The 21,229-nt window shown below is 72.9% G+C and carries 21 protein-coding genes; 6 read left to right on the forward strand and 15 right to left on the reverse strand.

From position 1 onward, the window contains the following. Positions 1-1,494: a potassium/proton antiporter gene (locus tag K1T35_RS30170; RefSeq protein WP_220255188.1), complete on the reverse strand. Its 1,494-nt coding sequence runs from the start codon at positions 1,492-1,494 to the stop codon at positions 1-3. Between the two features lie 107 nt (positions 1,495-1,601). Next, positions 1,602-2,123 carry a cupin domain-containing protein gene (locus tag K1T35_RS30175; protein WP_255620903.1) on the reverse strand — a complete coding sequence of 174 codons (522 nt, stop codon included), beginning with the start codon at positions 2,121-2,123 and terminating at the stop codon, positions 1,602-1,604. 143 nt (positions 2,124-2,266) lie between these two features. Here K1T35_RS30175 and K1T35_RS30180 point away from each other — a divergent pair, with 143 nt between their 5' ends. From K1T35_RS30180 to K1T35_RS30195, 4 genes are read left to right on the forward strand one after another with little or no spacing between them, the layout of a single operon-like run. Continuing rightward, a complete protein-coding gene (locus K1T35_RS30180; RefSeq protein WP_220255189.1) occupies positions 2,267-3,217 on the forward strand; it encodes a helix-turn-helix transcriptional regulator in 951 nt (316 codons plus the stop codon). 9 nt (positions 3,218-3,226) lie between these two features. Continuing rightward, positions 3,227-4,546, forward strand: a complete 1,320-nt coding sequence (locus tag K1T35_RS49145) for a sensor histidine kinase (protein WP_255620904.1) — start codon at positions 3,227-3,229, stop codon at positions 4,544-4,546. 11 nt (positions 4,547-4,557) lie between these two features. After that, entirely contained in the window at positions 4,558-5,211 is a 654-nt protein-coding gene (locus tag K1T35_RS30190) for a response regulator transcription factor (RefSeq protein ID WP_220255190.1), read from the forward strand. A 3-nt stretch (positions 5,212-5,214) separates the two neighbouring features. Further along, positions 5,215-5,991, forward strand: a complete 777-nt coding sequence (locus K1T35_RS30195) for a DUF4097 family beta strand repeat-containing protein (RefSeq protein ID WP_220255191.1) — start codon at positions 5,215-5,217, stop codon at positions 5,989-5,991. Positions 5,992-5,995: 4 nt separating this feature from the next. On the opposite strand, the gene K1T35_RS30200 is transcribed toward K1T35_RS30195, so the two are convergent. The 5 genes from K1T35_RS30200 to K1T35_RS30220 all read right to left on the reverse strand — a co-directional run bounded on the left by K1T35_RS30200 (position 5,996) and on the right by K1T35_RS30220 (position 12,129). Next, on the reverse strand, positions 5,996-6,757 hold the full coding sequence (locus K1T35_RS30200) for a class I SAM-dependent methyltransferase (protein WP_220255192.1): 762 nt from the start codon (positions 6,755-6,757) through the stop codon (positions 5,996-5,998). 42 nt (positions 6,758-6,799) lie between these two features. Then, entirely contained in the window at positions 6,800-7,099 is a 300-nt protein-coding gene (locus K1T35_RS30205) for a DUF167 domain-containing protein (protein WP_370645160.1), read from the reverse strand. 195 nt (positions 7,100-7,294) lie between these two features. Next, positions 7,295-10,435: an isoleucine--tRNA ligase gene (gene ileS, locus K1T35_RS30210; protein ID WP_220255193.1), complete on the reverse strand. Its 3,141-nt coding sequence runs from the start codon at positions 10,433-10,435 to the stop codon at positions 7,295-7,297. 501 nt (positions 10,436-10,936) lie between these two features. Next, entirely contained in the window at positions 10,937-11,341 is a 405-nt protein-coding gene (locus K1T35_RS30215; protein WP_220255194.1) for a hypothetical protein, read from the reverse strand. Next, positions 11,338-12,129, reverse strand: coding sequence for an isocitrate lyase/phosphoenolpyruvate mutase family protein (locus K1T35_RS30220; protein ID WP_220255195.1), 792 nt, complete (start codon positions 12,127-12,129; stop codon positions 11,338-11,340). Before K1T35_RS30220 ends, K1T35_RS30215 begins: the two co-directional genes overlap by 4 nt. Before the next feature lie 59 nt (positions 12,130-12,188). Here K1T35_RS30220 and K1T35_RS30225 point away from each other — a divergent pair, with 59 nt between their 5' ends. Both K1T35_RS30225 and K1T35_RS30230 read left to right on the forward strand, forming a co-directional pair. Further along, positions 12,189-12,878, forward strand: a complete 690-nt coding sequence (locus K1T35_RS30225) for an aminotransferase class I/II-fold pyridoxal phosphate-dependent enzyme (RefSeq protein ID WP_220255196.1) — start codon at positions 12,189-12,191, stop codon at positions 12,876-12,878. Next, on the forward strand, positions 12,839-13,204 hold the full coding sequence (locus K1T35_RS30230) for a hypothetical protein (RefSeq protein ID WP_220255197.1): 366 nt from the start codon (positions 12,839-12,841) through the stop codon (positions 13,202-13,204). The genes K1T35_RS30225 and K1T35_RS30230 overlap by 40 nt, the downstream gene beginning before the upstream one ends. A gap of 36 nt (positions 13,205-13,240) precedes the next feature. On the opposite strand, the gene K1T35_RS30235 is transcribed toward K1T35_RS30230, so the two are convergent. From K1T35_RS30235 to K1T35_RS30270, 8 genes are all read right to left on the reverse strand, one after another. Then, positions 13,241-14,368: a hypothetical protein gene (locus tag K1T35_RS30235; protein ID WP_220255198.1), complete on the reverse strand. Its 1,128-nt coding sequence runs from the start codon at positions 14,366-14,368 to the stop codon at positions 13,241-13,243. 63 nt (positions 14,369-14,431) lie between these two features. After that, on the reverse strand, positions 14,432-15,256 hold the full coding sequence (locus tag K1T35_RS30240; protein WP_220255199.1) for a DivIVA domain-containing protein: 825 nt from the start codon (positions 15,254-15,256) through the stop codon (positions 14,432-14,434). Positions 15,257-15,305: 49 nt separating this feature from the next. Beyond that, positions 15,306-15,599, reverse strand: coding sequence for a YggT family protein (locus K1T35_RS30245; protein WP_220255200.1), 294 nt, complete (start codon positions 15,597-15,599; stop codon positions 15,306-15,308). A 29-nt stretch (positions 15,600-15,628) separates the two neighbouring features. Continuing rightward, complete coding sequence (locus K1T35_RS30250) at positions 15,629-16,330, reverse strand: cell division protein SepF (RefSeq protein WP_220255201.1); 702 nt, start codon at positions 16,328-16,330, stop codon at positions 15,629-15,631. A 54-nt stretch (positions 16,331-16,384) separates the two neighbouring features. After that, a complete protein-coding gene (locus K1T35_RS30255) occupies positions 16,385-17,119 on the reverse strand; it encodes a YggS family pyridoxal phosphate-dependent enzyme (RefSeq protein ID WP_220255202.1) in 735 nt (244 codons plus the stop codon). Positions 17,120-18,006: 887 nt separating this feature from the next. Next, on the reverse strand, positions 18,007-18,699 hold the full coding sequence (gene pgeF, locus K1T35_RS30260) for a peptidoglycan editing factor PgeF (protein WP_220255203.1): 693 nt from the start codon (positions 18,697-18,699) through the stop codon (positions 18,007-18,009). Positions 18,700-18,716: 17 nt separating this feature from the next. Continuing rightward, positions 18,717-20,222, reverse strand: a complete 1,506-nt coding sequence (gene ftsZ / locus K1T35_RS30265) for a cell division protein FtsZ (RefSeq protein WP_220255204.1) — start codon at positions 20,220-20,222, stop codon at positions 18,717-18,719. Between the two features lie 258 nt (positions 20,223-20,480). Then, positions 20,481-21,179 (reverse strand): cell division protein FtsQ/DivIB, encoded by a 699-nt coding sequence (locus K1T35_RS30270; protein WP_220255205.1) that lies wholly within the window; start codon positions 21,177-21,179, stop codon positions 20,481-20,483. Between the last annotated feature and the right edge of the window lie 50 nt (positions 21,180-21,229).

Consider the following 21,229-nt stretch of genomic DNA (forward strand, 5'->3'; position numbering starts at 1 on the left):
TCATCCCCTACCGTCCGTCGACTCCCGCCCGGCGTGCCAGCGGGCGAGGCGACCGCGCTGGTCGACGGCCCGGATCCGGTCCTCGGCGGCCTTCCTCGCCTTGGCCGTGGTGACGACGAGCAGCTGGTCGCGCTCGCGCAGCCGGGTGTCGTCGGTGGGAGTGAAGCCCTGTCCGTTCCGCACGACGAGGCTGACCATCGCGCCACGGGGCAGGCGCAGCTCGCGCAGGTATACCCCACGCAGTCGCGACCCCGCCGGCACCTGGATCTGCAGCAGGTCGGCGGACATCTGGTCGAGCGGGGCGGCGTCCACGGAGAGTTCCCGCGGCTCGGCCTCCCGCGACACCCGCAGCAGGCGCGCGACCAACGGCAGCGTGGTGCCCTGCAGCAGGGTGAGCCCCACGACCAGCACGAACACGACGTCCACCAACGCCTGTCCGCTCGGTGCTCCCTCGATGAACGCGACCAGCGCGAACACGATGGGCACCGCCCCGCGCAGGCCGGCCCACGACAGGAACGCCTGGTCCCGCCACGGCACCCGGAACGGCGCCGCGGCGGCCAGCACCGACAGCGGGCGCGCGGCGACGATGAGGACCACCCCCGCCACGAGCGCCGGCACGATCGCGTCGACCAGTCGGGGCGGCGATGCGTAGAGACCGAGCAGCACGAACAGCCCGATCTGGGCCAGCCAGCCCATCCCCTCGGCGAACGATCGGACGTCGCCCCGGTGCGGGAGGTCGGCGTTGCCTAGTACCAGCGCCGCGACGTACACGGCGAGCAGGCCCGACGCGTGCGCGAATTGCCCCGCCGAATAGGCGAGGACGCAGACGGCGAGCGTCGCGAGCGGGTACAGGCCGGTGGCGGGGAGTGCGGCTCGGCGCAGCGCCCACGCCCCGCCGAGCCCGAAGAGCACACCGAGCACGCCGCCCGCTGCCAGCTCGTACGCCACCAGCGCCGGTGTGAGCCAGGTGATGGGATCGTCGGAGGCCAGCAGGACGACGGCGATCACAACGGGCGCGTCGTTGGAGCCGGACTCCAACTCCAGCACCCCGGCCAGCCGCGGTGAGACACCCACCCCGCGCAGCACGCTGAACACGGCGGCGGCGTCGGTGGAGGCCAGAACCGCGCCCCACAGGAACGCGGCCCGCCAGTCAAGGCCCAGCAGCAGGTGCAGTGCCACCCCGACCACGCCGATGCTGACGGCCACCCCGATGGTCGAGAGCGCGACGCCCACGCCCAGCGACGGCCGCACGGCTTTCCAGCGCGTGGTCAGCCCGCCCTCGGCGAGAATCAGTACCAGCGCAGCCCACCCGATCGACTCGGTGAGCGGGGCGTCGGAGAACTGGATGCCGACCACGGACTCGCCGAGGAGGATCCCCATCCCGAGGTAGAGCAGCAGCGAGGGCAGCCCGAGGCGGACCGAGACCCGCACGGCGAACACCCCGAGCAGCACAACGGCGGCCGCGACGCCGAGCACCATCTCCAGGCTCGCCATGCCCACCTCCGCGCCCACGTCCGCCCGCACACGGTATCGGCGCAGGTCGCGGGGCCTGCCACAGGTAACTCAGTCGGTGGGCACCCGTGGCGGGCGGGGGGAGCTGGTCAGTGCCGCGGTGCGGCGGGTGGGCGGGTGGTGAGTGCGGTGAGCTGCTGGATGTCGTGGCGGAGGCGGAGGGCGGCGATCGCCTCCGGGTCCGGTGGCCCCCCGCGGCCCAGCAGCTCCCCAAGTTCACGCAGGTAGATCTCGTGCCCGGCAGGCGACACCAGGAACAGCATGCGGGCAGGCTCGGGTCCGGGGTTGGAGAAGGCGTGCGGGCAGCCGGCCGGGACGAACATGAAGCTGCCCGGGCCACCGCGGTGGGTGGTTGCGCCGGAGGCCGACTCCCAGCTGCGCCAGTCGCCGTCGGCCCGTCCGACGGGGTGGAAGGCGAGCAGGTCGAGCTCGCCGTCGAGGACGTAGAACACCTCCTCGGCCTCGGCGTGCAGGTGGGCGCCCACGTCGAAGCCCGGGGCGACGTCGGCTTCGAACGCCGACCAGATCGTCGACTGCTCGGCACCGACTTTGAGGGTCATGTTCTGGATCTTCGTGCCGGCGCCGGGAGGCAGTACCAGTCCGTCGGTCACATCGACTCGCTCTCGTGCTCGGTCGTGCGGTGCGGGGTCCCCGCCGATCACCGGAACGCTAGCCAGCCACGACGTGGGCGGTCCTGGTACTGGGACTGCTAGCGTCGACGACGTTCCATGATCGGTGAGGAGCCCGCATCGACGTGAGCAGCGACCGGGCCGCCCGCCAGGCCGAGCTGGGCGCATTCCTGCGATCGCGCCGGGCCCGGTTGCGCCCCGCGGACGTCGGGCTCCCGGCGGATCAGCACCCCGGCCGCAGGCGCACTCCCGGGCTGCGCCGCGAGGAGGTCGCCGAGCTATCCGGAGTGGGCGTCACCTGGTACACCTGGCTGGAGCAGGGGCGCAACGTCACCGCGTCCGAGCAGGTGATCGACGCCCTGGCTCGCGCGCTACGGCTCGATCCGGCCCAGCACCGGCACCTTCGCACCTTGGGCGGGTTGGCCACCGACCCGGCCGTCGGGGCCGTGGAGGTGGTGCGCGACCGGTTGCAGCGCCTGGTCGACGCGGCGGCTCCCAGCATCGCCTCCGTGTACGACGTCCACCTGGACTACGTGGTCTGGAACGACGCGTACCGGCAGCTGCGCCACGACCCAGCCACGTTGCCCGAGGACCGCCGCAACCTGCTGTGGATGATGTTCACCGATGCCGGGAGCCGGGCTCGACTCGGTCGTTGGGAGCCTGCGGCGCGGGCCGTGCTCGGGCAGTTCCGCGCCGCTGCAGGGCGTCGCCCGGCCGACCCCCGGTTCGCCGCGATCGTCGCCGGGCTGGCCGAGGAGAGCCCCGAGTTCCGGCTGTGGTGGACCCAGCACCCGGTCCGCGAGTTCCGGCCCGCGACCATCACCGTCGACCATCCGGCGATCGGGCCACTGGAGCTGGAGATGTTCCAGCTCCGGCCGGTCGAGCACCCCGAGTTGCTCATGGTCGTGCAGGTCCCGGCGAACCCGCACGACCGGGACCGGGTCGCGGCGTTCCTCGGGCGGGCGCGGGACGGCCCGGCTGCCGGCCCCACTCCGATTGACAGCGCGGACGGGGGGTTGTCCCCACCCCAGCCCGGGGGACGAGCGGGATGGTGTCCCCCCGCTCCGGCTCCCTAGCCTGCTCGCATGGTCATCGCGTCGCCCGTGGAGGGCGCCCCCGCGGCACCCCCGCCGCACCGCGACCCGCTCCGGGCGCTGGTGGCGCCGTCCACCTGGCTCTCGGCCGCCCACCTGCTGCTCGACGTCGTCGTCGGCACGGCGTCGGCGTTCGTGCTGGGCATGGGGCTGTTCTTCAGCATCGCCCTGTTCCCGCTCGCGCTGGCCGGGGTGCCGGTGTGGATCGTCACCGCGTGGGTGAGCGCCGGGATGGCCCGCCTCGAACGCGCGCGCTACCGCATGCTGCTCGGCGTCGAGATCGGCGTGCATCCCCTGCCGGCCTTCCAGCCCAACCCGCTGCGCTACGGCGGGGTCCTGTGGCGCGACCCCGGTGTGCGCAGGCGCGCGCTGCACCAGCTGATCGCCGCGCCGGTCGGGGTGCTCACCAGCGGGATCACCTACGCACTGCTGTCCGGTGCGCTCGCGTTGCTGGCCATGCCGCTGCTCGCCATCGCGGGCCCGGCCGACGGCACCGTCACGTACGGGATCCCGTTCGTCGACACCAGGGCGGGGCGGGCGATGCTCGCCGGGCTCGGCCTCGTCCTGCTGCTCGCCGCCCCCGCCGTGCTGCGCGCGCTCACGGCCGTCGACACCGCCATCGCCCGCGCCCTGCTCGGCCCGGTGCCCGATGCACTCGCGCGCCGCGTCGACGAGCTCGAGCGCAGCCGCGCCCGGGTCGTCGACGCGGGTGAGGCGGAGCGGCGCAGGCTGGAGCGTGACCTGCACGACGGCACCCAGCAGCGGCTGGTCGCGCTGGGGATGACGCTGGGCAGAGCGAAATCGCGGTACAAGAAGGACCCCTCGGCCGTCGGCGAGCTGCTCGACGACGCCCACCAGCAGGCCAAGGACGCCGTCACCGAGCTGCGCGGGCTCATCCGAGGCCTGCACCCGCCCGTGCTCACCGACCGCGGCCTCGACGCGGCGCTCTCCGCGATCGCCGTGCGCTGCCCGGTGCCGGTACAGCTCACCGTCGAGATCGACGAGCGCCCCAGCTCCACTGTGGAGGCGATCGGCTACTTCGTGGTGGCCGAGGCACTGACCAACGTCGCCCGCCACTCCGGCGCATCCCATGCCTCGGTCGCGGTGCGCCGGGAGCGCGGCGGGCCGGTCTGGATCACCGTCACCGACGACGGTGTAGGCGGCGCCGACCCCGACCGCGGCACCGGCCTGCGCGGCCTCGCCGACCGCGTGTCCGGGGTCGACGGCCAGCTGCGCGTCGACTCCCCCGTCGGCGGGCCCACCGTGCTCACGGTCGAGCTCCCCACCGCGCCGGCAGGGCTCACCCCGTGACCACTGACTCGATGACAACTGCGCGGGTCACTGTCGCGGAGGACTCGGTGCTGCTGCGAGAAGGGCTCTCGCGGCTGCTCACCGAGGCCGGGTTCGAGGTGGTGGATGCCGTCGGCGACGGGGAGGCGCTCCTGCGGTCGGTCGCCGCGCGACAGCCCGACGTCGTCCTCGCCGACGTCCGGATGCCGCCCACGCACTCCGACGAGGGGCTGCGCGCTGCGCTGGTGATCAGGTCCCGGTGGCCCGCGGTGGCCGTGCTCGTGCTGTCGCAGTACGTGGAGGAGCGATATGCCACCGAGCTGCTCGCGGGCGACACCCGCGGCGTCGGCTACCTGCTGAAGGACCGCGTGGCCGACGTCGAGACGTTCGTCGAGGCGCTGCACCGCGTACGGGCGGGCGGCACCGCCCTCGACCCCGAGGTCGTCTCGCAGATCTTCGCCCGCTCGCGGCGGGCCGCGCCACTCGCCGCGCTCACCCGGCGGGAGCGCGACGTGCTCGCCCTGATGGCCGAGGGCCGCTCCAACGCCGGGATCGCCGCTGAGCTCGTGGTGAGCGAGGGCGCGGTCGAGAAGCACATCAGCGGGATCTTCGGCAAGCTCGCCCTCCCCGCGGCGCCCACCGACCACCGGCGCGTGCTCGCCGTGCTCAAGTATCTGGAGGACTGACCGGTGATCGCACCCGCGCCCGCGAAGGCGCATCCAGCGGTGGTGACCGCCGCCGTGCTCATGGTCGTGCTGGTCTGCGGCACGGGCGCGTTCGCGCTGCTGTCCGAGGTGGTGACCAGGACCGTCGAACGCACCAACGCGTTCGCCCCGGCCACCGAGCGGCTCGTGGTCGACGCCGACGGCGACGTCACGCTCGGCCCGAGCCCCGATGGGCAGGTCCACGTGTACACGGTCGTCCGGCACGGGCTGGGCGAACCCGAGATCGTGCAGGAGTCCACCCCCGCAGGCATCCGGTTGGGCGCCCGCTGCGGCGAGTTCCTCGCCGTCCGCTGTGACGTCCGGCACGAGGTCCAGGTGCCGCCCGGGTTCGAGGTGATGATCGACGGCATCGACGGCGACGTCGCCGCGAGCCGCCTGACCGGGCCCCTGACGGTCGACCGCCTGACCGGCGACATCACCGCCGTCGACCTCAGCGGCCCGCTCGACCTGCGAACGAGCGAGGGCGAGATCACCGGCGAGGCCCTGCGCGCCGAGGAGCTCATGGCCACCTCCGACACCGGCGACGTGCGGCTGGAGCTGGTGGTGCCCCCGCGATCGGTCGAGGTCACCACGGCCAGCGGCGAGGTCGACCTGGCCGTGCCGGCCGACACGACCTACCGCGTCGACGCCAACACCGACGCCGGCGAGGAACGCGTGCTCGTGCCGCTCGACTCGACCTCCACCCGAACCCTGCGGGTCAACGGCGTCGACGGCGACGTGACCGTCCGCCCCACCCGCTGAGCGGTCAGGCGACCGTCCAGGAGAGCGTGGCGGCCGTTCGGGGCTGGTCCAGCCGCTCCAGCTCCTCGGCCACCTCGGGCACGGCCTCCTCCGGCAGGCACAGCCTCCTGGTGACCCACGCCGGGTCCTGCCGGGGCGGCACCTCCCGCTCCCACCGCCGCACGACGGGGTCGACGCCGATCTCGCGCAGCACGGCGGCCGCGTCGTCGGCCGTGGCGGGGCGGGGCCGGTGCAGGTCGTGGAAGCGCACCCAGAGCGGGTCGAGCCACGCCATCGGGTGCTGCGTCATCATCTCGACCACGACGCCCCGATGGGCCGCCGCCGTGAGCGCCGCGAGGAAGGGCACGAGGTCCACCACGTTGTGCAGCACGTGGTGGCAGACCACCACGTCGGCGGTGCCGGCCTCGGGTGCGGCGCCGGGCCACCTGCCGAGCACCGTCCGGTGCGGGATGCCGCGGGCGCCTGCCTCGGCTGCGAACGCGTCGAGCATGTCCTGCTGCTGGTCGGCGCCGGTGAGGTGGCCCGCCTTGCCGGCGAGCGCGAACGACGCCGCACCGCCGCCGCAGCCGACGTCGAGCACGCTGCCGCCGTCGGGCAGCAGCGCCTGCGCGGCCCGGAGGGACGGCGTGTCGACGGGCTCGGCAGGGGGTGTGAAAAAGGTGACCTCGTGGTGCCACGGGTCGGCGGGCGCCCGCGCGAGGATCTCCGGCGGGATCCCGCGACCCTCCTGGAGCTCGGCCCACCGCGTGGCCGCCGGTCCCCCCATGGGTGACGAGTATGCCTCCCGGTCGCCCGCCGGACAGCCCGATCAGGCCATGAGTTCGGCCAACCGGGCGGTCAGCGCGGTCCGATCGCCACGCACCGCGACGACCTTGTCCCGCCCGCGCGCCCCGACGACGATCTCGAAATCACCGCGGCGCACCCCGAACGCCGTGGCGAGCGCCGCCACGACGGCAGCGTTCGCCGCACCCTCGACGGCCCGCGCTCGCACGGCCACGACGAGGGCCGGGCCACGCGGGCCCGCCCACGTTCCGCCGACCTCGTCCCGGCGGGCACCGGGGCGGACGCGCACGGCAATCCGCATGCCGTCGCCGGCAGGCGCCGTCACCGCGAGACCCGGGTCCGGACGCGGGGCGCGGCGTGGGCGAACTCCGGCGGTCGAGTAGGGCCGGCGCCCCTGCGCCGGCCCGTACCGAGACCACGACCACTCGACGTGCCCGAAACCCGGACTCGCGTGCACCCAGAGCCCGACTCGCGTGCACTCACACCGCGACTCGCGTGCATCGAGAGCGCGACTCGCGGGTCAGGCGCGCGCCACCAGGGCGGCGAGCTCGGCGCTCGTGCCGTCCGGGGATGCGACCGTGCCGCGCAGGGTCGGCTCGGGTGCCGACCCGTAGGACACGCTCGTCGCCAGCACCTCCCCCGCGACGAACGCCTCGTGGGCGCGCACCGCGTCGAGCACGGCGGCCGGGCCGTCGAGGGTGAGGCCGATCCGGTCGGCGACGTCGAGCCCCGCGTCGCGGCGGGCCTGCTGCACCACGCGCACGACGTCGCGCGCCGTGCCTTCGGCGGCGAGCTCCGGTGTGATCGCGGTGTCGAGCACGACCAGGCCGGTGGAGCCGGGAAGCGCCGTGGTCGACTCCGGGTCGGCCGCCACGAGCTTCTCGGTGAACTCACCCTCGAGCAGCTCGATGCCCGCCGCGGTCACGGTGCCGGCGTCGTTGCGAGCCCACTCCCCCGACTTCACGGCGCGGATCACCTTCTGGGTGTCGCCACCCAGCCGCGGCCCGCATGCGCGGGCGTTGACGGCCACCTCGAACCGCCCGTGGGCAGCGACGTCGGTGGTCAGGGCGACGTCCTTGACGTTCACCTCGTCGCGCAGGATGTCGGCGAACGGGGCGAGCGACTCGGCGTCGGCGGCGGCCACCGTGAGCCGGGCGAGCGGCAGCCGCACCCGCAGCCCGCGCGCCTTGCGCAGCGAGAGCGCGGCAGAGGCCACCTGCCGCACCCGCTCCATCGCGGTGACGAGGGCGTCGTCGTGGGGCAGCTCGTCTGCTGCCGGCCAGTCGACCAGGTGCACCGACCGCTCCCCCGTGAGCCCCTGCCAGATCTTCTCCGTGACGAGCGGCAGCAGCGGGGCGGCGACCCGGCAGGTCGTCTCCAGGACGGTGTGCAGGGTGTCGATCGCGTCGGCGTCGCCTGCCCAGAAGCGGTCCCGCGACCGCCGGACGTACCAGTTGGTCAGCGTCTCGGCGTGGTCCCGCACCCGCTCGCACGCGCCGGCGATGTCGTACACGTCGAGCGCCGCGGTGAGCTCGTCGACGAGCGCCGCGGTGCGGGCCAGGACGTACCGGTCCAGCACGTGCGGCGAGTCGGTGCGTCGCACGCCCCGCCGCCCTGCGTAGAGCGACAGGAAGTACCACGTGTTCCACAGCGGCAGGATCGCCTGGCGGACGCCCTCCCGGATGCCCTGCTCGGTGACGACGAGGTTGCCGCCGCGCAGGATCGGGCTGGCCATGAGGAACCAGCGCATGGCGTCGGCGCCGTCGCGCTCGAACACCTCGTTGACGTCCGGGTAGTTCTTGCGCGACTTGGACATCTTCTGCCCGTCGTCGCCCAGCACGATGCCGTGCGCAACGCAGGAGCGGAACGACGGCCGGTCGAACAGCGCCGTGGCCAGCACGTGCAGCGTGTAGAACCAGCCGCGGGTCTGCCCGTTGTACTCGACGATGAAGTCGCCAGGGTAGTGGTGCTCGAACCAGTCGGCGTTCTCGAACGGGTAGTGCACCTGGGCGAACGGCATCGAGCCGGACTCGAACCAGCAGTCGAGAACCTCCGGCACCCGGCGCATCGTCGATTTGCCGGTCGGGTCGTCGGGGTTGGGCCGGGTGAGGTCGTCGATGTAGGGCCGGTGCAGGTCTGTGGGCCGCACGCCGAAGTCGCGCTCCAGCTCGTCGAGCGAGCCGTAGACGTCGGTGCGCGGGTAGGCCGGGTCGTCGGACACCCACACCGGGATCGGCGAGCCCCAGTACCGGTTGCGGGAGATCGACCAGTCGATGGCGTTCTCCAGCCACTTGCCGAACTGGCCGTCCTTGATGTGCCCCGGCACCCATGTGATCTGCTCGTTCAGCTCGACCATGCGGTCCCGGAAAGCGGTGACCTGCACGAACCACGAGTCCACGGCGCGCTGGATGAGCGGGTTCCCGCAGCGCCAGCAGTGTGGGTACGGGTGGTCGTAGGTCTCGTGGCGCAGCAGCACCCCGAGCACGTGCGGGGCGCCGTGCTTGAGGTCGGCGACGATGTGCGGGTTGGCGTCGAACACCTGCATGCCGGCGTACGGCGGCACGCGCTCGTCGAACTCGCCCTTGCTGTCCACCGGAACGACGACCGGGATGCCCGCCGCGTCGGTGACGACCTTGTCCTCCTCACCGAACGCCGGCGCGATGTGGACGAGGCCGGTGCCGTCGTCGGTGGTGACGTAGTCGGCGGCCAGCACGCGATGGGCGTTCTCCCAGCCGGTGAAGAAGTCGAACGGCGGGGTGTAGGACAGGCCGAGCAGCTCCGAGCCGCGGAACGTCCGGATGACGTCCGGCTCCTCGCCGAGCTCGCGCGCGTAGGCGGCCAGCCGCGCGGCGGCGAGCACGTACCGCTCCCCGTTCACGGCCACCAGGGCGTACTCGACCTCGGGGTGCACGGCCATCGCCAGGTTCGACGGCAGCGTCCACGGCGTGGTGGTCCAGATCAGCGCGAGCGCACGGTCGAGGTCCGATCCGGGCGCGTGCAGCCGCAGCCCGACGGTGACGGCAGGGTCCTGCCGGTCGAGGTAGACGTCGTCCATCTTGGTCTCGGTGGCCGACAGCGGCGTGCCGTCGTGCCAGCAGTACCAGAGGACGCGGAAGCCCTGGTAGACCAGACCCTTGTCCCACAGGGTCTTGAACGCCCACATGACGCTTTCCATGTAGTCCAGGTCGAGCGTCTTGTAGTCGTTGTCGAAGTCGACCCAGCGGGCCTGGCGGGTGACGTACTCGCGCCACTCCCCCGTGAAACGCAGCACGGACGAGCGGCAGGCCTCGTTGAAGGCGGCCACGCCCATCTCGTCGATCTCGGCCTTGCTCTTGATCCCGAGCTGGTGCTCGGCCTCGACCTCGGCGGGCAGGCCGTGGGTGTCCCAGCCGAACCGGCGTTCGACGTGCTTGCCGCGCATGGTCTGGTAGCGCGGCACGACGTCCTTGACGTAGCCGGTGAGCAGGTGGCCGTAATGCGGCAGGCCGTTGGCGAACGGCGGGCCGTCGTAGAAGACGAACTCGTTGCTGCCGTTCTCGCCGACGGGACGGGCGTCGACCGAGGCGCGGAACGTGTCGTCGCGCTCCCAGGCGTCGAGGACCACACGCTCGAGCGCGGGGAACGACGGGTGCGCAGGAACCGAGGGGTAGCGGGCGCTCATCTGCGGTGGTGCTCCTCGTGCATGGCTGGTGCTGCTGCCGGCACGGGGACGACGCTCACGCGAGCGCCGCGGTACCACCCCGCTTGCCGTCCCGTAGCGGGACGGCCTCTCGTTCGGACGGCTGTGACGGGCCGCTCCCGTCCGGTTCTACTCCGCCCCGAAGGGACGTTTCTTCCGGAGGCTCCCCGGTGATGGCCGGATCAGCGCCTGTGTGACAAGGGTAGCGCCATGGCGCCACCCGGTATTCCGAGGGCTCATGGTCGTGTCCGGCTTCGCACCGCTCGCCATGTCCCGCCCCCGCGAGGACAGCGCACGCTATGGGGTGCGCTGTGGGGCGTTCAGCCGAACGGTGACCGTGACGCGGCCGCTGGCATCGCGTCGGGCGACGGCATGGCCTGTGCGGTGGTCGCACGAGACCTCCCACAGACGACGATCGAGATCAAAGGCGCAGCAGGACGATGCTGTAGCTGACGATCCACGTGACCCATCCGAGCCAACCGATCAGGCCGACGAGCGCGATCCGGTTCCTCCCGTCGACGTTGTACGGGCTGGCCGAGCAGCCGAAGCGATACCGAACCGGAGCGCCTCCACGCAGGTGAACGTGACGTTCTGCATGAGCACGCCGGCGAAGCCGACCAGCGCCCACGCCCCGGTCCCCGGCCCGTCGCGCCACAGCACGGCGAGCAGGCCTGCGGCGAACAGGGTGAGGAACAGCCACGTGGCCGGCGCGAGGACCGATGGCCTCTTCAGCGCGTCGCCCACCGTGGCGAAGTCGTCCGTGACCTCGTCGAGGCTCCTGCCCGACACCGGCAGCGGCAGCCGGGCGCGGACATAGACGATGTTGATGGCGATCCCCACCAGCACGAACCCGATACCGCCCAGGCCCGCCAAACCCGGGAAACTCACCGCGAGTAGGGATCGCCGCCTGCCGCGATGGTGCGGAGCGCGGCTTCGAGGTGGCCGTGCAGCAGCCGGAACAGCCCCGGCCCGAAGCTGATCCGCGCGACCCCGGCCTCGACGAGTTCGGTGAGCGATGGCCCGCCCGGCAGGTACGCGAAGTTGACCGGCACGCCGATCTCGTCGACGAGTGCCCGAGCCACGGCGAGGTCCAACCCGTCGACCACGAGCGGGTAGACGCAGTCGGCGCCGGCATCGGCGTACGCCTTTCCGCGGCGCACCGCCTCGGCGATTCGTTCCTCGCGCGATCCTGAACCGTGCAGGAACACGTCCACCCTGGCGTTGATCACCAGTTCGGGGGCGGCCGCCCGGACGCCTGCGAGCAGCTGCGCCTGTTCCCCGACCTGCACGAGCTCGCCGGTCCGGGCGTCGGAGTCCTCCAGGTTGCAGCCGACCGCGCCGGTGGCGAGCAGCCGGGCGGCGATCTCTTCGGCGGGCAGCCGGTAGCCGCGTTCGATGTCGGCGGTCACCGGAACGTCCACGGCCGCAGCGATCCGGGCCACGGCTGCGAACATCTCGTCCGGCGGCGTGTTCTCGTGGTCGTCGTAGCCGAGAGTCGGGGCGATCGCGGCGCTTGCGGTGGCGACGGCGGGGAAGCCGGCCGCCACCACCGCGCGAGCTCCGGCGGCGTCCCACACGTTCGGCAGGATCAGCGGCTTGCCCGGCACGTGCAGCGTGCGCAGCCGGTCGGCCAGTTCCGTCCCGGCGGCGACTCGTTCGGTCGATTCGGTCCCCATGCTTCGACCCTAGGAGCGATTGGCACAGTTGGTATATGGCCCAAGTTCATGCCTTCTGAGTGGGCCAATGTGCGAGGCGGTCTCGACCTGCACCTCGACTTCGACCCGGCCGGACGCGGCCGGGTCGAAGTCGAGCCGGGCTGGAACGCGCGCTGCGGGCAGCGGTCCGGGAGGGCCGCCTGGCACCCGGCACCCGGCTGCCGCCGACCCGTGTCCTCGCCGGGGAGCTCGGGGTGGCCCGCGGCACTGTCACCGCGGCCTATGACCAGCTCGTCGCGGAGGGGTACCTGTCCGCGCGGCGCGGGGCCGGCACCGTGATCGCCGACATGCCCGTCCCTTCCGGGAATCGCGCGGAACGCCGGACGAGGGCCGTCCCGCCGGTGCCGCCGGTTCGGCACGACCTGATGCCGGGACGGCCGGACGTCTCGGCGTTCCCGGTGCAGGCGTGGCTGCGCGCCGCGCGCACCGTGCTGCCCCGCGTGGAGACGGCGGCGTTCGCGATCGGCGACCCGAGGGGGCGCCCAGAGCTGCGCTCGGCGCTCGCCGAGTACCTGGGCCGTACCCGGGGCGTCATCACCGACCCGGACAGGATTGTGATCACGTCCGGTTTCATGCAGGCGCTCAGGTTGATCGCGCGGGTCCTTCACGACCGCGGGTGCGCGGCCATCGCAATGGAGGACCCGTGCCTGCCGATCCACCGGGAGGTCGTGTGCCGCGCCGGGCCAGGAATCGTGCCGAGGTCCGCGTAAGCGGGGCCGCGGTCGGCGTCCAGCTGCTGCTGGAGCTCCCGATCGGGGGACCGACCGAGGAAGAGGTCCTGCGCACGGCCGCCGGACGCGGCGTGCGGATCGCCGGGATGCGGGCGGCCTGGCAGGACGACCGGCCGACCCGGCCTGGCGGCATCGCGGTCGGGTACGCCACCCCAGCCGCCCATGCCTGGTCGGACGCACTCGACGCCTTGATCGACGTGCTGCGCACCGCCGTTCCGGCTCACGCACCCGGTCTGCGCCGACGCGGCCCATCGACGGGAGGCGTGGGCGGAAGCGGAGTGCGCCAGCCGAAACCGGGGACGTGAGCTGCCGCAAGATCGCGCGGTCAGCGCGCTCCTCCGCTACCTGGTGGCCGGCTCCTGGGCGGCGAGCGTGCGGACCGGGGTGCACCAGCCGCACGGGGTGAAGCCCAGTTCGACGGCCTCGCGGACGGGCAGCGGAATCGTGGCCTTCCCGGCGAGGGCGCGGCAGCTGCTCAGGTGGTACCGCGGCTGCTCGTCGACGACGAGCACCTCGGCCTCCAGCCCAGCGACGACCGCCGCCGCAGCGGGATCACGCTGCTCCTCCTCCGGCGGCTCAGCATCGGCCGCGGGTGGCGCGGCATCGGCACCGGCATCGGCGGCCGCGCCGTTCGCGGCGGCTGCCGGGGTGTCAGCACCCTTCTGCTCCCCCGCAGGCTCGGCGGCCGCGTCCGCGTCTCCTGCCGCCTCGACGCCGGCGGCCGCGGTCTCGGGGGCCGCAGGGGCCTCCTCCCCGGCCGGCGCCTCGCCCGCGGACGGCGCGGCGTCGGCGCCGCCCTTCTCCTCGGGCGCGCCCTCCGGTTCGCGGGCCGCGGACGCCGCCGTGACCGGGTTCTGGTCGCTCTGGTCCGCGGCGTCCGATCGGCCGCTCGTGACGGCCTCGGTGGGCGGCGTGGACGCGCTCTGCCCGGCGGCGGGGGCGACCGTTGTGGCCGCGTCGTCCCCGGCGGAGCCTTCATCGGACGTGCCCGTCGAAAGGGTGGAGGCAGTAGTCGGGACACCCGTTTTAGTCACGCTGAGTGACGAATCACCGCTCGACGCGGTGTTCTCGCTGGAAGCGCTGGACGGTAGCTCCGCAGAGGCGGACGGTTGCACGACGGGCATCACGACGGTCTTCGTGGTGTCCGAGGTGTCGTCGTACCGGTCACCGGTCGGTCCCTCACCGGCGCGGCCGGGGACGTCGACCGACCGCGGGATGACCGGAAGCACCTCTGTGACCGGCTCCGGGTCGTGAGTGCGTACGCGTGGAGGCTCCGCGACATGGGCCGCGGCTGCCTCCGCACCGGCCCGTACCGCGCTCCGCCGCTGCAGCCAGTCGATGAGCAACACCGCCGCGGCGGCGACGCTCACACCGACGGACACCCAGGCCCACAGGACGCTGCCTGACAGCAGCGCCACGACCAGCAGGCCGAAGGCGATCAGAACGAGGATCAGGACCAGCAGCAGCACGTCTCACTCCGTCTTGCGGAGGTGTGGCGCCTCTTCGGCCACACCACCCGGGGTCGGTCGAGGTCAGCTCCCGGCGTCGGCGCGCTGGCCGTAGCCGGTGGAGGCGTATCCGCCGTTCGAGCTGGACCGGCTGTCGGACGGCGCGGCGGAGCCACGCTCCCCGAGGTCGCGTAGCTGCGACTCCAGGTACGTCTTGAGTCGGGTGCGGTACTCGCGCTCGAACGTGCGTAGCTCGTCGATCTTCTTCTCGAGCACCGACTTGTCGCGCGTGATCGTGCCGATGATCTCGGCCTGCTTGCGCTCGGCGTCACCGACCAGCGTGGCGGCCTTGTCGCGCGACTGGCGCTCGAGGGTCTCGGCCCGGGTGCGCGCGTCGTTGAGCATCGTCTCGGCCCTGGCACGGGCGTCGTTGACGAGGCCGTCGGACTTGGCGCGGGCCTCCGACAGGAGCTGTTCGGACTTGGTGCGCGAGTCCGTGAGCATCGCGTCGGCCTCGGACTTGGCCTCGGCGGTGAGCCGCTCTGCCATCTCCTGGGCCATGCTCAGGACCTTCGCGACCTGGACGTGGCTGTCGCCACCTTCAGCGGCGTCACCGAACGACGGGCGCTGTGGTGGCTCCTGCCGCTGGATCTGCTGAGTTGGCGGCGACACCGCACTCATCGCAGCAGGCCGCGAGCGGGCCTCCTCCAGGTCGGCCTGCGCGTTCCCGAGGCGCTGCTCGAGCTGAGAGACCTGCTCGCGCAGGTCCTCGTTCTCCTCGATCAGGCGAGCCAGCTCGGCCTCGACCAGGTCAAGGAACGCGTCGACCTCGTCCTCGTTGTACCCCCGCTTCCCGATCGGGGGCTTGCTGAACGCGACGTTGTGGACGTCGGCGGGCGTCAGCGGCATCGGATCACCTCATGTGCAGTCCTCGGCGGCGGCACCGTGTGACTGGGGCTCACAACGGCGTCGGCTGGGCAACGTTCATCAGTATGAACACCACCAGCAGTAGAACCATAATCGACAGGTCCAGTCCAACGCCGCCGATCCGGAGGACGGGGATCACTCTCCGCAACAACTTCACAGGCGGGTCGGTTGCTGTGAAGATCAGCTCGAGAGCGACGGCACTGGGACCCACCGGCACCCACTGGCGCGCGAAACTGCGCACGAGCTCCACCACGATCCGGCCCACGAGCAGCAGCCAGAAGAAGAACAGCAGGTAGTAGAGGACGAACTGGATGACGAGGGGCACGTCGCCGATCCTAGCCGCGGGCCCTGTCCTCACTCGCCCCGGAAGCCACGGTCGGGGTCGGTACCCCCGCCGGAAACACTCCGCTGGGCGAGCATCCGCGCGTCGTCCGCCGACACCTCGACGTCGGCGGGTGTCAGCAAGAACACCCGGTTGGTGACCTTGTCGAACCCGCCGTGCAGGGCGAACACGAGGCCGGCCGCGAAGTCGACGAGCCGCTTGGCCTCCGCCGCCTCGAGCTCCGTGAGGTTCATGATCACCGGGACGCCGCTGCGGTACCGCTCGCCGATCGTGCGCGCGTCCCGGTAGCTGCGGGGCTGCAGCGTGGTGATGCGGCTCAGCGCGGCGGCACCGGTGGCGGGACGCTCGCGCTGCTCGGGCACGGCGGTCGGCACCGAGCTCACCGACCGGAGCGGCGGTTCCTGCAGGTCAGGGTCCATGGCGAGCGCTCCGCGAACCGGGGAGGCGACGCCGGCGGGACCACGGCCCACCGGCCGGTCGGCGACGACCGGACGCGCCGGGCGGCGGTCCCACTCGTCGTCGTAGCGATCGCGCCGGGCCTGGTCGGAGTCGTCCTCGTAGGTGAAGCGGTCGTCCCAGCGGTCGTTCGCGTAGTCGCGCGACGAGCGCCGGGGCTCCGGGTAGCGGTCGGCAAGGGGTTCGTCGGCGTACTCGCCCAGCTCCTCGGCGGGCACCATGCCGAAGTAGGCCTTGAGCCGGTACATCGCGCCCATCCGCGCTCCCATCATCGACTGCCGACGGCCGGTCGCTGCCCCAGCGACCGACGATCACCGCGAGGTTAACGGTCGTTCCCCCACAAGAGCCGTTCCGACACGCACGAGGCTCGATCCGTGCCGGATCGCGGCCTCCAGATCGGCGCTCATCCCGGCGGAGAGGACCGTGGCCTGCGGAAACCGATCACGAAGCGCGGCCGCCGCGGCGGCGACGTCCGCGAACGCGGCGTCCGGATCGGCGCCGAGCGGGGCCACCGCCATCAGCCCGGCGAGACGCAGCCCGGCGCACGAGACGACGTGTTCGGCGAGCCGGATCAGGTCCGCCCGGGGCACGCCTCCTCGCAGTGGGTCACCGTCGACGCTGTACTGCAGCAGAATCGGTAACCGATCGGTGCGCCCACCGGTCTCCCGGTGGCGCCGTACGGCCGCATCCAAAGCGTCCGCCAGCCGGATGGAATCCACCGACTCCACCCGATCGGCCCAGTGCACCACCGACCTCGCCTTGTTCCGCTGCAGGCTCCCGACGAGATGCCAGCGCGCACGCGCCTCCGGACGCAGCTCGGCCACCGCGGCGGCCTTCGCCTCCGCCTCCTGCACGCGGTTCTCCGCGAACGCGGTGAGCCCGAGGTCCAGCAGTGTCGCGACGTCCTCGGCCGGCACCGTCTTGGTCACGGCGAGAAGCTCGACCGAGCCCGGCGCGCGACCGGCGGCGACACACGCCGCGTCGATCCGCTTCCGGACTGCGTCGAGCCGCCGCGCGAACTCCTCACGTCGATCCACGGGCACCATCGAACCCTCCTGCCTGCCGGGGGAAACGCACCCCCCTGCTCAGGCACCCGCCATCCGCTCGTCGTGTCTCGGACCTTCGGTGGAGTCCCTAGCTCAGGGCCTTCGGTGGCGCCGCGCATCGTGCGGGGCCGCCCCTCCGGGCAAACCACGCGGGCACGCCAGAGGCCTGCCCGGTAGGGCGCGCGGCGCCACCGAAGGCGGTCTCCCTGCATGATCAAGGCATCGGCACGAAACCGGCCAAATACGGCCGACCACGCACCCAAGCGATGATCATGGGCACCGACCGGCCCGCAACAACCACAAAGATCACCAGATAGGTGCCCCCGCGGCCACATATGGCCGGCCAAGCACCGATCCGATGACCACGCCGACGACGAGGCCGCCAAGCCCTCAAGATCGGCGATCCGGTGCACCCACAGCCGCCCGACCCGCAGCCAGCGCACCGAATCGACGATCTTGCGCCCGACGAGGCCAACAACCGCGGCGACGGCACGCCTGACCGCCGCGACAAGTACCTCAAGGTTGCCAGCCGACACTCAGGTACTGCTCGGGGTGATCTCCGAAGGTCACGCACCCGTTCTCGGTTCACGCTGCCCGTCGACGAGCCGCGCGGACCGACAAGGGGTGCGCGAGCCGAGACCGGGTGTGCGAAGGCAAGGCAGATCCGCGACCACCCGCCTCCTGGCGGCGCCGCGCGCCCAGAGGGGCAGGCCCCCGGCCTGCCCCCACCGCATGCCCCAGGGGCCGCAGAGGCTCACGGGTCAAGGGTCGCGCAGCGACGCCGGAGGCGCCCTTGAGGCGTGAGAGGCGGCCCCGCACACTGCGCGGCGCCGCCAGGAGGCCCCACCGATAGCCGGCGCCCTGTCAGCAGCACTGTGAGACCCGTGTCACCTCGGGTCGAGCCAGGTGATCGCCGCCTGGCGGCCACTGCGCGGGTCGCGGCGGTGGCTGTACAGCTCCGGGGTCTCGCGCGTGCAGCGCGGGTCGCCGCCGATGCGGGCCACGCCCAGCTCGGTGAGCTGGTGGTAGAGGCCGGCGCGCAGGTCCAACCCCGGCGTGCCCCGCCGGGTGCGCACGGCGCTGCCGGGCAGCAGCGCGTCCACCTCGGCGCGCATCTCGGCGGGCACCTCGTAGCAGCCGCCGCAGATCGCCGGGCCCAGCAACACCTCGAGGGCGTTCCGGCGGGCACCGAGCGCCTCCATGGCGACGACGGTGGCGGGCACGATCCCGGCGGCGGCCCCTGAGCGTCCGGCGTGGGCCGCCCCCACGACCCCGGCGCCGGGGTCGGCCAGCAGCACCGGCACGCAGTCGGCCGCCAGCACGGCAATGCCCACCCCGGGCAGGGCGGTGACGACCGCGTCCGTTGCGGGCACGTCGGGCGTGTCGGGAGCGGGCACCGTGTCGATGGTGGCCACCCGGGTGCCGTGCACCTGCTCCAGGAACACGACCGGAACGCCCAGCTCGCGCCGCAGCCGCTCGCGGTTGGCGGCGACTGCGGCGGGGTCGTCCCCGACGAGCGCGGAGAGGTTGAACGAGGCGTAGTCGCCGCGGGAGCGGCCGCCCGCCCGGGTGCTCACCACCCGCCGGACGCGAGGGCTCACCTCTTCATGAACGGCGGCACGTCCACGTCGTCATCGAGGTCCGTGACGTCCACCGGCTGCGTGTAGAGGTGAGCCGTGGAGCGTTCCGACACGTGCGGACGCTGCGGCTCGGGCACCGGCTGCTCGTACCCGGGCTCGCGGCGCTGGGTGTCCGGCTGGCGCTGGGAGTGGGTGTACCCGCCGTTGGCAGGGGCGGCAGGCGGGAGGGTGCCTGCCTGGTTCGGGGTGGCCGGGGCCGACGGCTGGCTCGTGACGGGCGCGCGTCCGCTGGTGTAGGGGGCGGACTGCGCGGCGGCCGAACCGTAGCCGGCGCCGTTGCCGCTCTGGGCGGCGGTCGACGGTGTGGTCGGCTGCGGGGTGCTCGCCGCGGGCGCCGAGGTCGGCGGGGTCGCGGGCGCGTTGGCCGGGTTGGACGCCGGCGGTGAGCCGTTCCCCCCGGCGGGGGCGCCACCGTTCCCGGACGACGTGGTGCCGCTCACGCCGGCGGCGATCACGCCGGACGAGGCCTTCTCCTGCGACTTGAACGCGCTGGGTTCGAGCTTCTTGTGCGTGGGCCCGCCCGCCTCGAAGCCCGCGGCGATGACCGTGACGCGGACCTCGTCGCCGAGCGAGTCGTCGATCACCGTTCCGAAGATGATGTTGGCCTCGGGGTGCGCGGCCTCCTGCACGAGCGAGGCGGCCTCGTTGATCTCGAAGAGCCCGAGGTCGGAGCCGCCCGCGATGGACAGCAGCACACCTTGCGCGCCGTCCATCGACGCCTCGAGCAGCGGCGAGTTGATCGCCTTGCCCGCGGCCTGCACGGCCCGGCCCTCCCCGCGCGACGAACCGATGCCCATCAGGGCGCTGCCCGCCCCGGACATGACCGACTTGACGTCGGCGAAGTCGAGGTTGATCAGACCAGGGGTCGTGATCAGGTTCGTGATGCCCTGCACACCGGAGAGCAGCACCTCGTCGGCAGAGCGGAACGCGTCCATCAGCGAGACGCCCACGTCGCCCAGCTGCAGCAGCCGGTCGTTGGGGATGACGATCAGCGTGTCGCACTCGTTGCGTAGGGAGGTGATGCCGTCCTCGGCCTGCCCCGCCCTGCGGCGGCCCTCGAAGGTGAACGGTCGCGTGACGACGCCGATCGTGAGCGCGCCGAGCTTGCGCGCGATCGACGCGACAACGGGTGCGCCGCCGGTGCCGGTGCCGCCGCCCTCGCCGGCGGTGACGAAGACCATGTCGGCCCCCTTGAGGACCTCCTCGATCTCCTCGCGGTGGTCCTCGGCGGCCTTGCGGCCGACCTCGGGGTTGGCGCCGGCACCGAGGCCGCGGGTGAGCTCCCGGCCGATGTCGAGCTTGACGTCGGCGTCGGACATCAGGAGGGCCTGCGCGTCCGTGTTCACCGCGATGAACTCGACGCCCTTCAGGCCGACCTCGATCATGCGGTTGACGGCGTTGACGCCGCCGCCACCGATGCCGACGACCTTTATCACGGCCAGGTAGTTGTGCGGGGGCGTCATAAGGGCGCACCTTCCAGTCAAGCTCGGGTCCGTCCCCGGGGGTCCGGGCCATCGGGGGAGAACGCTAGGTCTCGTCCCGGTCTCGGTCCAGCAGGCGCGCCGCTGGCACGCCAGCCCCCAAAGGGGTCGATCTTCAATGCCGATCTTCCCCTCCGGCCCGTGAGAAGGGGCGAGCGGGGGCCGGTCGTCACCATAGCGGGCGACTCGACGACACCCGACCGGTGCGACTAGTGCTTCCCATCGGAGGTCACCAGTGCCTCAGCGGCGGACGGTCGGGAGGTCCGGGCTCGTCACGTCGTAGACCGTGCCGGGCTGCGTGAGCAGCGCGGCGAGGACGACGACCTTCTCCTCCGCCCGGTCCGGCGTGCCCCAGCGGATCTCCTTGCCGTCGGCGAGGCGCAGCGTGACCTGGCCGGGAGCGCCGGGGGCCACGACGCTTGCGCCCGCGGTCTCGACCTGCGCGCGCAGGGAGTCGGAAAGGGACGTGAGCACCGCCACTGCCGCGAGAGTCGCCGGGTCGCCGGTGCGCGGCGTGGTCGTCAGCCGGGGCACGCCGGGCGCGGGTGCGCCCCGGTACACGACGCCGGAACGGTCGACGAGCGCAGGCCCCTGGGACGTCGAGACGGTCGCCACCGGAATCCGTTCCGTGACCGTGACCGTGACCGTGTGCGGCCACGACCTCCCGACGTACACCGACTCGACAGGGGGCAGTGCCGCCACGCGCGTGGCCACGGCCTCCGTGTCGACTGCGGCGAGCGGGATCCCCGCCGGCACGGCGGCAGCAGCGATGACATCGGCCTGCGGCACCGTGGCGACGCCGGTGACCTCCACCGCCTCGACCTCGAACAGGCCCACGTCGTAGAGCAGCACCCGAACACCGAAGCCGAGGCCGACGAAGAGCACCAGCCCGACCAGCAGGGCGGCGAGGCGGCGGCGCCGGTAGCGCGCCTTCGACACCTGACGGGGAGTGGGTCGCTCCGGCTCACGCGGCGGGCGCGGGACCGGCC

This window comes from Pseudonocardia sp. DSM 110487, assembly GCF_019468565.1.
In the GTDB taxonomy this organism is placed as follows: Bacteria; Actinomycetota; Actinomycetes; order Mycobacteriales; family Pseudonocardiaceae; genus Pseudonocardia.

Bases quoted from the DNA above. Each gene is read 5' to 3' on its own strand.
- K1T35_RS30170 (WP_220255188.1), bottom strand. From the start codon at position 1,494: ATGGCGAGCCTGGAGATGGTGCTCGGCGTCGCGGCCGCCGTTGTGCTG.
- K1T35_RS49145 (WP_255620904.1), top strand. From the start codon at position 3,227: ATGGTCATCGCGTCGCCCGTGGAGGGCGCCCCCGCGGCACCCCCGCCG.
- K1T35_RS30190 (WP_220255190.1), top strand. From the start codon at position 4,558: ATGACAACTGCGCGGGTCACTGTCGCGGAGGACTCGGTGCTGCTGCGA.
- K1T35_RS30200 (WP_220255192.1), bottom strand. From the start codon at position 6,757: ATGGGGGGACCGGCGGCCACGCGGTGGGCCGAGCTCCAGGAGGGTCGC.
- ileS (WP_220255193.1), bottom strand. From the start codon at position 10,435: ATGAGCGCCCGCTACCCCTCGGTTCCTGCGCACCCGTCGTTCCCCGCG.
- K1T35_RS30220 (WP_220255195.1), bottom strand. From the start codon at position 12,129: ATGGGGACCGAATCGACCGAACGAGTCGCCGCCGGGACGGAACTGGCC.
- K1T35_RS30240 (WP_220255199.1), bottom strand. From the start codon at position 15,256: ATGCCGCTGACGCCCGCCGACGTCCACAACGTCGCGTTCAGCAAGCCC.
- K1T35_RS30250 (WP_220255201.1), bottom strand. From the start codon at position 16,330: ATGGGCGCGATGTACCGGCTCAAGGCCTACTTCGGCATGGTGCCCGCC.
- K1T35_RS30255 (WP_220255202.1), bottom strand. From the start codon at position 17,119: ATGGTGCCCGTGGATCGACGTGAGGAGTTCGCGCGGCGGCTCGACGCA.
- ftsZ (WP_220255204.1), bottom strand. From the start codon at position 20,222: ATGACGCCCCCGCACAACTACCTGGCCGTGATAAAGGTCGTCGGCATC.